Here is a 10,485-nt window from a genome sequence, read left to right on the forward strand (position 1 = left end):
GCCAAGCGCGCCGACGCGCCATACACCGTTGGCCGATCGAAGGACTGGCTGAAGCTGAAGTGCGCCTGGGAGCAGGAGCTCGTCATCGGCGGTTACACCGACCCGGCCGGCAGCCGGACGGACTTCGGTGCCCTGCTCGTCGGCTACTACGAGGACGGCCGGCTCCGCTACGCCGGGAAGGTCGGCACCGGCTACACGGCGGCGACGCTCCGCGACCTCGGCGCCCGGCTGCGAGAGCTGGAGTCGCCCGACTCGCCGTTCGTGGACGCCCGACCCGTCCCCCGCGGCACTCACTGGACCCTGCCCGAGCTCGTCGCCCAGATCGGCTTCGCCGAGTGGACGAGCGATGGTCGGCTGCGGCAGCCGCGCTTCCTCGGGCTGCGCGACGACAAGCGCCCAGCCGAGGTCGTCCGGGAACGGCCTCGGTGAGCACCGGGCTTGCGGAAGCGACCAGCCTGCCTAGTTCGTAGGGAATCCGAGGCTGATCGCGCTCGAAGCCGGATCGGGCCATCTTGACGTGATCACCTTGGGCCGGGTGTAGAACCGGATCCCTTCGGGGCCGTAGATCGGAGCGCCGCCGAACATCGACGCCTTCCAGCCTCCGAATGAGTGCCAACCCACCGGCACCGGGATCGGGACGTTGATGCCTACCATCCCCACCTCGGCGGCCCGTTCGAATCGTCGGGCAGCGCCGCCGTCATTGGTGAACAGCGCGACGCCGTTTCCATACGGATTTGCGTTCACGAGCTCCACCGCGTCGTCGAAGGTTGCGGCGCGCACGACGCTCAGGACCGGCCCGAAGATCTCATCGTCGTAGACGCGCATCCCCGGCTTGACTCTGTCGAGCAACGAGCACCCGACGAAGAACCCGCGATCCGTAACGGCGGCCGATCCGTCCACCACGACGCTCGCGCCTTCGTCGGCTGCCCGCTCGACGTACGATCGCACCCTGCTGCGGTGCTCGGATGTGATGAGTGGGCCCATCATGGAGGCGGCGTCATCACCGGGTCCGACGACGACGCCGGGAATCCGTGCGGCGATGGCATCGACAAGGGCGTCACCGACAGAGCCGACGGCGACCACGACCGAGATCGCCATGCACCGCTCTCCCGCCGATCCGTAGCCGGCGGACACGGCTTCGTCGGCGGCGGCGTCGACGTCGGCGTCGGGCAGGACAACCATATGGTTCTTGGCTCCCCCGAGGGCCTGTACCCGCTTGCCGTTGCGTGTCCCTGTCTCGTAGACATCGCGCGCCACGAGAGTGCTGCCCACAAACGACACGGCGTCGATGCCAGGATGGCTCAGGAGCGCACCCACGGTCTCGACGTCGCCCTGCACCACATTGAAGACGCCCTCGGGGAAGCCGGCCTGCCGCACGAGGTCAGCCAGCATGAGCGAAGCCGAGGGGTCCTTCTCTGACGGCTTCAGCAAGAACGCGTTCCCGCAGGCGAGCGCGTTGGCGGCCATCCACAGCGGGACCATGACCGGGAAGTTGAATGGGGTGATGCCGGCGACCACACCGAGCGGCCGGAGCAGGGTGTGCACGTCGACGCCGGTCGACACCTCCGAGCTGTGCGAGCCCTTCAACAGGTGCGGGATGCCACAGGCGAACTCCACGCACTCCAGTCCCCGGGCGACCTCTCCCATGGCGTCCGAGAGGACCTTGCCGTGCTCTGCGGTGACGAGCGCGGCGAGATCGTCCCGGTGAGAATCGAGCAGCTCGCGGAGTCGGAACAGCATGGCAGTGCGTCTGCTGAGCGACGAGTCCCCCCACGCCGCGGAGGCGTCCACCGCCACTTTGACGACACCGTCGACCTCGGCGGCTGACGCAATGGCCACCTCGGCGGTCTGCTCACCGCGTGCCGGGTCGAAGACCGGCGCCGTACGATCAGATGTCCCGTCGACCGCCCTTCCTCCGATCGAGTGACCGATCATCTTCATGGCGAGCTCCTCCGGCGTCAGATCGAGGTGCTCAGAGGCGGTACAGCCGGCGGGAGTTGCCGCCGAGTATCTTGTTGCGAGCCTCTTCGGGAAGAGCCGACAGCTTGTGCTCGACGCTTTTCAGGGGATCTGGGTAGAGGCACGTCGGGTGTGGGAAGTCGGTCGCGAAGAGCATCCGATCCTCACCCACCGTCGAGACGAGATCGGCCAGCTTGTTGAAGTTGTTCTCGAACCAGAACGTGGCGTAGAGGTTGCTCCTGAAGTATTCCGACGGCATCTTCCTCATCTGCCGCAAATCACCCGGACAGTTCTCGGCCATCTCGTAGTCGAGCGCCTCGAGGATGAACGGTATCCACCCGACGCCGCTCTCGACCGAGACGGCCTGCAGGCCCGGATGCCGATCGAAGACCCGGGAGAGGATCAGATTGACCACAACGCGGGCATTGCCGACGAAGAGAAGCGTGCCGCCGATGGCGAGCTGGATGTCGCGCGGGTGCGACGGCCAGGGGTATTGGCCGTAGAAGCCCATCCCGGTGACGCTGGCGCCGATGTGGAAGTGGACCGGCAGCTGATGTTCCACGCAGGTTGCCCAGAACGGGTCCCACGCGACGTTGGCGAGATCGGGAGCACCCATGTCTTGTGGGTCGGAGGTCATGTTGACCCCCCGGGCGCCGAGCCCGGCGACCCGCTTGGCCTCGGCCACGCACGCCTCGATGTTCCACGCGGGCATCAGGGGCAGGGGCAGCAGCCGATTGTTCGACTCAGCCTGGATTTCAGCCTGCGTGTCGTTGTACAGCTCGATCGTCAACCGCCGCAGGGCCTCGTCCTCGACGAAGGCGAGGTCCTGCCCGCCGAGGCCGATGGTGCTCGGGAATATGAGCTGTGCGTCGATCCCGAAGTTGTCCATCAGCTGGAGGCGAACCTTGGGGTCGTACGCACCCATGTGGACGTCGTCGATCCTCCACTCCTCGAGGACCCCGGCCGAGGACGACTTGCTCCCGTCGCGTCCCACCACCGCTCCGGCGTACGCATGACCCATCGGGTGGCCGTCGAAGACCCACATGGGCTCGCCGTCGACATCCTCGACGTGAGGCACCCTGTCCTTGTACTTCGCCGGCGCTCGTCGGGTGAACAGCTCTGGGTGTTCGGACCAGTGGGAATCAGCGTCAACGATGAAGGGCTTCTTCGCCTGAAGTGTGGTCTCTGACATCGACGTCAACTTTAGTACTAGGGTCCGGGCGTGGCAACGGCAACGGTCAACGGGATGACGCTCGGCTACGAGCTCGTCGGCGACTACGGACGGCCGTGGGTGATCACCCCCGGCGGCCGCTATACAAAGGAGGAGCCGGGTGTGCGCGAGCTGGCCGAAACGATCGCCGCGGGAGGTAACCGCGTCCTGATCTGGGATCGGCCGAACTGCGGAGAGTCCGACGTATGCTTCCAGGGCCCGACCGAGTCCGAGATGCAAGCGGACGCCCTCGCCGCCCTCCTCCGTCACCTCGACCTGGCGCCGGCCGTCATCATGGGCGGGTCCGGCGGCGCCCGGGTGTCTCTCCTCACCGTAGCCAACAATCCCGACGTGGCCGCAGGCCTGGCCGTGGTCTGGATCAGCGGTGGCGTCTTCGGCCTCATGATTCTCGGTGTTCACTACTGCGGCGGATCTCTCGAAGCGGCGTGGACCCAGGGGATGGAAGCCGTCGCCGCCCTGCCTGAATGGGCCGAGGTAATCCGACGCAACCCGTCCAATAGACAGCGGTTCCTCGACCAGGAACGCACCGCGTTCGTCCAGACCATGGAGCGCTGGATGCAGGCTTACTGCCCACGGTCCGGCCAGCCGGTCCCCGGCCTTCCGGACCACCTGGCCCGCACCATCAAGGTCCCGACCTTGGTCTTCCGAAGCGGGGCCAGCGACGCATTCCACACCCGCCCCACGTCCGAAGCCATCGGCGAGCTGATCCCCAGCGCCCGGCTCGCCGAACCCCCCTGGCCCGACACCGAGTGGTTCGACGGCCAGCAGAGGCAAGCCCACGGCCAGCAAGCCGGTCCCTTCGTGAGCTGGCCCCTCCTGGGGCCGCAGCTACTCGCCTGGGCCAACGAGAGCCTGGGGTGATCGAGCTGTGCGCTCCCGTGCCGTTATGGCGACTCCGGCGTAACCCCGGCACCCCTGAGCATCCGACGAAGGTCGATCACCATCTGCTCGTCGATGTCTCGACCTCGTGGAGCGTCCAGAGTCTCGGTCTCAGCCCCAAGGGTCACTGTGAAACGGCCGTCGTGGCGCCTAGTGACCATGGCTACGCTCTGCAGTAGCGACAGCACGTCGTGCCACTCGATGTTGTGGCTCACCGGATGGCCGAAGATTTTTGCCACCGTAGCCCGATGATGAGCGTCAAGCTTCACACACCGGAGCGTAGCCGTCTTGTCGGCACCCATTCACGCTCAGGATGGGCGGGACGAACGCCGTCCGGAGAACCAGGGGCGCCGTCGGGCGTGCGATACCCGACTCGGTTACTGTCCACACCCAGCGGCCGATTGATGCGGACATGTCCTCGAATTGGGAAATCGTCTATCGCGACAACGTGAACTACATCTACGGCCTGATGTTCTCGCGGGTCGGGAACCGCCCCGATGCCGAGGATCTGACCTCGGAAGTGTTCCGAACGGCTCTGCGTCCTCTTCGGCTGTCCGCATCAGACCCCGAGATTCGTTCCTACTTGCGGGCGACTGCGCACACGGTCCTGGCCTCACACTGGCGACGTCGCTTCGGGCTCGAGGTGACGACCCTGAACCCGGATTCGGAGCTGCCCGATGCAGGCGACGATGTTATGGAGAGCGACGCCCCGCAACGAGCAGCTGAGATCCTGGACGGTCTCCCCGAGCGGTACCGGCGCATCCTCGAACTGCGCTTTCTGGAGGCCCAGTCGCTCAAGGAAGCGGCTCGGGCCATGAACATCTCCGTGGGCAACGCAAAGGTGCTGCAGCACCGCGCCCTCCGCCTGGCGGCGGGTGCAACAGAAGGGAGAAACCAATGACGAGGCGCAGGTTCACTGCATTCGTCGAAGCCCTGATCCACAACCGCCGGCCTCGGGCCTTTCGAGCATCCCCCGAGGACGCCGACGCGATGAGAGTGGCGATCGATCTTCGGGCCACCAAGGCCGAGGAGGCAACACCAGACCCCCAGTTCGTGAGCGATCTGCACGATCGTCTCAGCCATGAGCTGGACCACCGCCCAGCGGAGCAACCGGTGCCGCTATCGCGGGTGTCCCGACGGCGCCTGTTGGAGGGTGCGGGGGTGGCGGCGGCAGCGGCCGGGGTCGCCCTGGCCATCGACCGAACCGCCTTTACCCCATCGGGCCAACCGGCACCGCAGACTGCCCAGGGCCAACTCGCTCCGAACGGCGGTACGTGGCACACGGTTGCCTCGACGACAGCGTTGGGCGAGGGCGTCCTGACCCGCTTCGATACGCCCGCCGCCATCGGGTTCGTCACTAATGACGGCGGGACCCTGCGCGCCGTCTCGGGTGTGTGCACCCATCAGGGCTGCCTGCTCCAGCCCAACCAGAGCGCCGACCGCCTCGAGTGCCCCTGCCATCGCGCCGCGTTCTCATCCTCGGGCCAGCTGCTCTTCGCTCAACTCCCGACTCCTCCTGGGCCGCTGCCGCGCCTGCAGGTTCGACAGCAGAACGGGCAGGTGCAGGTTTTACTTCCTCCGCCGATCTGACTCGGGTTAGAGGCTGGTCGCTACCGGCGCTTCTCCGACGTTCAGCCGTCGGGCTGCACGTCCCCCTCGTCGAACCTCACGGCGAGCAGGGAGCCGTCAGAGACACGCCGAAGGAGGTAGCCGGGCTGGTCGTTGGAGCCCCCCTCGGACCGTTCGACCTCGAACCCCGACGCCCACGACCCGTCGAAGCGGTTTCGGACTCGCACATGGGTCCCTGTCCTCAAGCGGCCCTGAGATGCTGGCGGGTACGGCTTGGTCGACGAGGCGGTGTAGGCCACTCGCTCTTGCCTTTGTCCATTGCTCGGTACGGTGCTCGGCGTCATCGCGAGGACGTCGTAGACCTCGGCCCCATCGATGGTCTCGACCTCGACCAGGCGTCGTGACAGCTGCTCGAGGCTGCCCCGATGGCCGCGGAGCAGCTCGAGCGCTCGTTGCTCGGCGTCTCGCAGGAGCCTGATCACCTCCTCGTCGATGAGCCACTGGGTTCCCTCGGCGTATGGTCGGCCCTGCCCGGTCACGAGCCCCGCGCCTGTAGGGGCCGCGAACCCGACCGGGCCGAGCGAGCTCATCCCGAACTCCCGCACCATGTGAGTGGCCAGCTCGGTGGCGCCCTCGAGGTCGTTGGCCGCGCCGCTGGAAGGCTCCCCGAGCACGATCGATTCCGCTGCTCGACCCCCGAGGCGCACCGCCAATGAGTCCTGGAGATAGCTCTCGGGGTACAGGCGGCGCTCGTCGGCCGGCAGCAGCTCGGTGGCGCCGAGGGACATCCCGGCCGGCAGTATGGTCACCTTGGCGATCGGGTCCGCATGGGGGGAGAGCGCAGCGACCAGGGCATGGCCCGACTCGTGCACCGCCACGGCGTGCTTCTCCTCGGGAGACAGGGCGTTCGAGGCCTCTCGCCGGCCGAGGATGATCCGGTCGCGGGCCTCGGAGAAGTCGGCAGCGGTGATCACGGCGCGATCGTCACGCACCGCCACGATCGCCGCCTCGTTGACGAGGTTGGCCAGATCGGCGCCAGAGAAGCCCGGTGTCCCCCTCGACACCGCGTCGAGGTCGAGGCCAGTCGCCAGATGGCGGCCGGCGGTGTGGACCCGAAGGATGGCCGCGCGCTCGGCTCGATTCGGCAGGGGGATCTCGACCCGTCGGTCGAACCGTCCGGGACGCAGCAGCGCCGGATCGAGGGTCTCCGGTCGGTTCGTCGCCGCCATCACCACGACCCCTGAGTGGGCGTCGAACCCGTCCATCTCGGCCAGGAGCTGGTTGAGGGTCTGCTCCCGCTCGTCGTTCGAGGTGAGGTTGATTCCTCGACGCTGGCCGATGGCGTCGATCTCGTCGATGAAGATGATCGACGGGGCTTGCTTGCGCGCCTTGGCAAAGAGGTCCCTGGCCCGGGAGGCCCCCACCCCCACGAAGAGCTCGACGAAGCTCGAGCCGCTGACGGCAAAGAAGGGGACGCCGGCCTCGCCCGCCACGGCTCGGGCCAGCAGTGTCTTGCCCGTCCCTGGCGGTCCAACCAACAGCACGCCGCGAGGGCCCACGGCACCGGCCCGCTCGTAGCGACCGGGGTCCTTCAGGACGCTCACGACCTCGCTCACCTCCTGCTTGGCCCCTTCGTAGCCGGCGACATCGGAGAATCGAGTGGACGGCTTATCAACGTCGTAGAGCTTGGCCCGCGACGCTCCGATGCCGGTGATCCCACTGACCTGACGCCGGGCGCCGCGACCGATCAGCAAGAAGAGGCCGAGGAAGAACACGAGAGGTAGGAACGAGAGGATCGTCGTGAACGCCGAGGTGTGGGGCCCGGTGCCGGTGATGGCCACCTGGTGCTGCTGGAGCAGAGGGGTCAGCTGGTTGTCCTGGAGGGCCAGAGGGATCTGGGACTTGTAGCTTCCTCCCCCCTTGAGCTGGCCGCTCACCGCCCCGTTGGGATCAATGGTGGCCGTGGCCACCTGGTTGGCCGTCACCCTTCCGCTGAAGGCGGAGAACGACAGGTTTGACACCGGCGCTGCCGCCCTCATCGAGGGGATGAAGAGCAGAATCAGGGTGACCACGATCCCGGCTACCAGGAGCAGCCCCCGCAACCGGGGAGGAGGCGGGCGGGGCGGCGATCGGTCAGACGACTGTCCGCCACTGGCGCCGCTCGGCGACTCCCGATCCCCAGATAGCCCGCCGTGTTGCTGGTTGTTCGCTCGCAGCCTCATCGCACGACCACCTGTCCGTTGATTTCGAAATGCACCGTCGACGTATACGGGAAGACACCCGGTGAATCGAACGTGTGGAAGTAGGTTCCCGTGGTCTGGGTGGCGCTCTGGAACCCGGCGAAGGTCACGTTCTGGGGTACGGAGCTGTCGTCCCATTTCCACTCGACCGTCTGGCCGACATGGATCGTCACCGAGGTCGGGACGAAGCTGACCACGTCGTTGGCGTCGGTGGCCGGTGCGCTGCCGATCATCACCACGGCGGCCGGTGTAGCTCCCTGCCCCGGCATGGACACACCGATGGCAGAGGGCACTGGCACGTTCGGAGCAGGTGCCGCGCCCCTTGTCTGACCGAGCGCGAAGGCGAGGGTCAAGACGACGAGGAGCACGCCGATGGCGACAACCACCGTGCCGACACCGGGCTGGAGTCTGCCCGGTCGCCGCGGCGGACCTTGGCTCGTCTCCCCGTTGTCGCCATCGAGAAGAGTGCTCGGTTCGGATGGCATCTTGACCGCCTCATCTGCTCCGTTTGGAGCTCTGCCAACACATAGGGCCGAGGGTTACGGTCTGGCCCCACGGTGAATGACCCTCAGTGGCCAACGGCGCCGCCGTCGATCGCAGCGGTGGCCAATTTGGATCTCGAGGGGTGACTCAGGAGAAGGTGGCGCTGGCGAGCGTCGAGCCGGTGGGCGTCACCAGCTTCGCTCCCCTCAACTGGCCCACGTCCACCCCCACGCTCTGGGCCAGCTGAGCTCTCCCATCGTGGATTTGGGCGGTCCCTACCGGCACTGTGGTGCCATTGGCCAGTTGTAGCTGGCACATCACGGTGCCCGTCGTGCCACCCGCGTCCAGGGTCATGAAGATCCATGAGGGATCCCCCCGGTGGACGTAGACCTGACCCACCGGACGTCCCCCGGCACCGTGGAGGCTGGCGAATCGCACCGACGCGCCGATGGCGACCTGTGGAGTCGTTTTCGGGGACGGTTGCTCCAGGGCGTTGGTCGCCACCACCGTGCCACCCACCAGAACCGCCGCCGCGGCAGCGACGCCCAGAAGCGCCCGTCTGGGTCGGCTGGGACGTAGCCCACGCGCAGTCGACGCTCGTGCCATCTGCCGGGGTCCCGCCTGCTCCTCGACGAGGTGCAGATCGCTGGCCTGCTCGGCCAGCTCACGGTGGAGCCCGGCCATGAACTCCTCGTCGGGCCCCCCCTCACCAGGACGCCCGGCGCGCAGTGCGATAGCAACCCGTAGAACCTCGGCGTCCTTGGGAGTGGCGTCGAAGCTCTTGGGGCGTCGATCGTCAAGGATCGCCTCTATAAAGGCTCCAAGCCCATTGCCAATCATCTGTTCTTCTCCTCTGCAACGCTCGCCGCCATCCGCAGGGCGCGGTGCTGAAGGACCTTGGCGTTGCTCACACTCACGTCCATGGTGCTGGCCGTCTCTTTGATCGAGCACGCCTCTAGGAACCGCAGCTCCAGCACCCGCCGATACCTGTCAGGAAGCCCTTCCAAGATGCCCGCCGCCCGCTCTGGAGCATCGCTGAGCGGAGACGCCTCTTCCATGTAGCTGGCGCCGGTGTCGGGATCGATAGCCGTGACCTCCACGCCGAACCGGCGGCGCCAGTGAGACGCCAGCACCGTCTGCGCAGTTGCCACGAGGTAGGCACGAACCTCCCCCTTCGAGGAGTTCAGTCGAAGCGGGCCCAGTGCGGCCCGGAAGACCTCGGAGGTCAGATCCTCGGCGTCAGCCCGATTCCCGACCCGGGAGAACATCAGCCGATACACGCTGGTGACGTTGTCGCGGTAGGCAGAGTCCCAGTCCGCGTAGATGTCGCCCTCCACGAGCCGGAGGTGACCGACACGATCGCGGCCCTCCCCTGCACCGCCAGGTGGAGGGAACCTTTCGGCCGGGACAGGCGCCCGCCCGACGTCCTCTCGAGGTGGCTCGGCGGTTGTCATCATCTTCTAATAGCTCCGCGGGTTACAAGGCCGCGACTACGGCTTCAGGCGCCTGGCCACGTGGCGCTCTGCCCACACCGCAGCCAGAAGGACCTGGCCGACAAGGTTGATGGCCCGGCAATCGCGCTCTGAACGATCCCGGGATCGTGTCGCCGGCGTGTAGGTCTGGGTGCTCACTGGAGGACCCCCTCTCCTGTATTTGCGACTCATCCGTCTATAGGGCTCTGGGTTACAACGACCCGGCCGCCGGCCCACACTGGCCGCGGGAGCCGGCGATCTCCGGTGGGGCCGTAACCCGGCCGCCTATCTACGAGTTGAGGCAGAGAACGTGGACGTACGACCCAGATCTGCGTCACGAGCCTGCCGGGTGAGATTGAAGCAGCCAACAGTTCCCGAACTACGACGGAGAAGAGATTGCCGTGCTGATCGGATCGTTCAATCCAGCAGAGAGCACCAAGGCCTCGGACGTCTACGAGGACTTTCTCGACCGGGTCCTTGGGGGTGACAGAGCGCATCGCTCAAGTGCTCACTTCGACAATCCCGCCAGCTCCAGGCAGAGCGGGCCGGAGGCCGAGTTCGTCTTCGCGTGGAACGCGGCGGCTACTCGGGGCGACTCCATCACCGTCACCAAGGCCATGTGGGACAAGGCGTGCGAGTGGGCCTGGGGAGA

General features: G+C 66.9%; 12 protein-coding genes. 5 read left to right on the forward strand and 7 right to left on the reverse strand.

Annotated features, from left to right (window positions below; genetic code table 11):
• Positions 1-429, forward strand: a 429-nt coding sequence (locus VGF64_17775; GenBank protein ID HEY1636608.1) for a hypothetical protein, incomplete at its 5' end; no start/stop codon positions are given.
• Positions 430-459: 30 nt separating this feature from the next.
• Here VGF64_17775 and VGF64_17780 read toward each other — a convergent pair.
• Both VGF64_17780 and VGF64_17785 read right to left on the reverse strand, forming a co-directional pair.
• Positions 460-1,941 (reverse strand): CoA-acylating methylmalonate-semialdehyde dehydrogenase, encoded by a 1,482-nt coding sequence (locus VGF64_17780; GenBank protein ID HEY1636609.1) that lies wholly within the window; start codon positions 1,939-1,941, stop codon positions 460-462.
• A 31-nt stretch (positions 1,942-1,972) separates the two neighbouring features.
• Positions 1,973-3,151, reverse strand: a complete 1,179-nt coding sequence (locus tag VGF64_17785) for an amidohydrolase family protein (GenBank protein HEY1636610.1) — start codon at positions 3,149-3,151, stop codon at positions 1,973-1,975.
• A 30-nt stretch (positions 3,152-3,181) separates the two neighbouring features.
• On the opposite strand from VGF64_17785, the gene VGF64_17790 reads away from it, so the two are divergent.
• Entirely contained in the window at positions 3,182-4,051 is an 870-nt protein-coding gene (locus VGF64_17790) for an alpha/beta hydrolase (GenBank protein ID HEY1636611.1), read from the forward strand.
• A gap of 23 nt (positions 4,052-4,074) precedes the next feature.
• Here VGF64_17790 and VGF64_17795 read toward each other — a convergent pair whose 3' ends face one another.
• Positions 4,075-4,371 carry a hypothetical protein gene (locus tag VGF64_17795; GenBank protein ID HEY1636612.1) on the reverse strand — a complete coding sequence of 99 codons (297 nt, stop codon included), beginning with the start codon at positions 4,369-4,371 and terminating at the stop codon, positions 4,075-4,077.
• 110 nt (positions 4,372-4,481) lie between these two features.
• On the opposite strand from VGF64_17795, the gene VGF64_17800 reads away from it, so the two are divergent.
• Positions 4,482-4,970 carry a sigma-70 family RNA polymerase sigma factor gene (locus tag VGF64_17800; GenBank protein ID HEY1636613.1) on the forward strand — a complete coding sequence of 163 codons (489 nt, stop codon included), beginning with the start codon at positions 4,482-4,484 and terminating at the stop codon, positions 4,968-4,970.
• Positions 4,967-5,659 carry a Rieske (2Fe-2S) protein gene (locus VGF64_17805; protein HEY1636614.1) on the forward strand — a complete coding sequence of 231 codons (693 nt, stop codon included), beginning with the start codon at positions 4,967-4,969 and terminating at the stop codon, positions 5,657-5,659. Before VGF64_17800 ends, VGF64_17805 begins: the two co-directional genes overlap by 4 nt.
• 41 nt (positions 5,660-5,700) lie before the next feature.
• On the opposite strand, the gene ftsH is transcribed toward VGF64_17805, so the two are convergent.
• From ftsH to VGF64_17825, 4 genes are all read right to left on the reverse strand, one after another.
• Positions 5,701-7,740 carry an ATP-dependent zinc metalloprotease FtsH gene (gene ftsH / locus VGF64_17810; GenBank protein ID HEY1636615.1) on the reverse strand — a complete coding sequence of 680 codons (2,040 nt, stop codon included), beginning with the start codon at positions 7,738-7,740 and terminating at the stop codon, positions 5,701-5,703.
• Positions 7,741-7,856: 116 nt separating this feature from the next.
• On the reverse strand, positions 7,857-8,363 hold the full coding sequence (locus tag VGF64_17815) for a hypothetical protein (protein HEY1636616.1): 507 nt from the start codon (positions 8,361-8,363) through the stop codon (positions 7,857-7,859).
• A gap of 145 nt (positions 8,364-8,508) precedes the next feature.
• Entirely contained in the window at positions 8,509-9,201 is a 693-nt protein-coding gene (locus VGF64_17820) for a hypothetical protein (GenBank protein HEY1636617.1), read from the reverse strand.
• On the reverse strand, positions 9,198-9,698 hold the full coding sequence (locus VGF64_17825; GenBank protein HEY1636618.1) for an RNA polymerase sigma factor: 501 nt from the start codon (positions 9,696-9,698) through the stop codon (positions 9,198-9,200). The genes VGF64_17820 and VGF64_17825 overlap by 4 nt, the downstream gene beginning before the upstream one ends.
• 536 nt (positions 9,699-10,234) lie before the next feature.
• Between VGF64_17825 and VGF64_17830 the strand changes: the two genes are divergently transcribed.
• Positions 10,235-10,485, forward strand: a 251-nt coding sequence (locus tag VGF64_17830) for a hypothetical protein (GenBank protein HEY1636619.1), incomplete at its 3' end; no start/stop codon positions are given.

Source organism: Acidimicrobiales bacterium, from assembly GCA_036491125.1.
Classification (GTDB): Bacteria; Actinomycetota; Acidimicrobiia; order Acidimicrobiales; family AC-9; genus AC-9.

Bases quoted from the DNA above. Each gene is read 5' to 3' on its own strand.
- VGF64_17780 (HEY1636609.1), bottom strand. From the start codon at position 1,941: ATGAAGATGATCGGTCACTCGATCGGAGGAAGGGCGGTCGACGGGACA.
- VGF64_17785 (HEY1636610.1), bottom strand. From the start codon at position 3,151: ATGTCAGAGACCACACTTCAGGCGAAGAAGCCCTTCATCGTTGACGCT.
- VGF64_17795 (HEY1636612.1), bottom strand. From the start codon at position 4,371: ATGGGTGCCGACAAGACGGCTACGCTCCGGTGTGTGAAGCTTGACGCT.
- VGF64_17800 (HEY1636613.1), top strand. From the start codon at position 4,482: ATGTCCTCGAATTGGGAAATCGTCTATCGCGACAACGTGAACTACATC.
- VGF64_17805 (HEY1636614.1), top strand. From the start codon at position 4,967: ATGACGAGGCGCAGGTTCACTGCATTCGTCGAAGCCCTGATCCACAAC.
- VGF64_17815 (HEY1636616.1), bottom strand. From the start codon at position 8,363: ATGCCATCCGAACCGAGCACTCTTCTCGATGGCGACAACGGGGAGACG.
- VGF64_17820 (HEY1636617.1), bottom strand. From the start codon at position 9,201: ATGATTGGCAATGGGCTTGGAGCCTTTATAGAGGCGATCCTTGACGAT.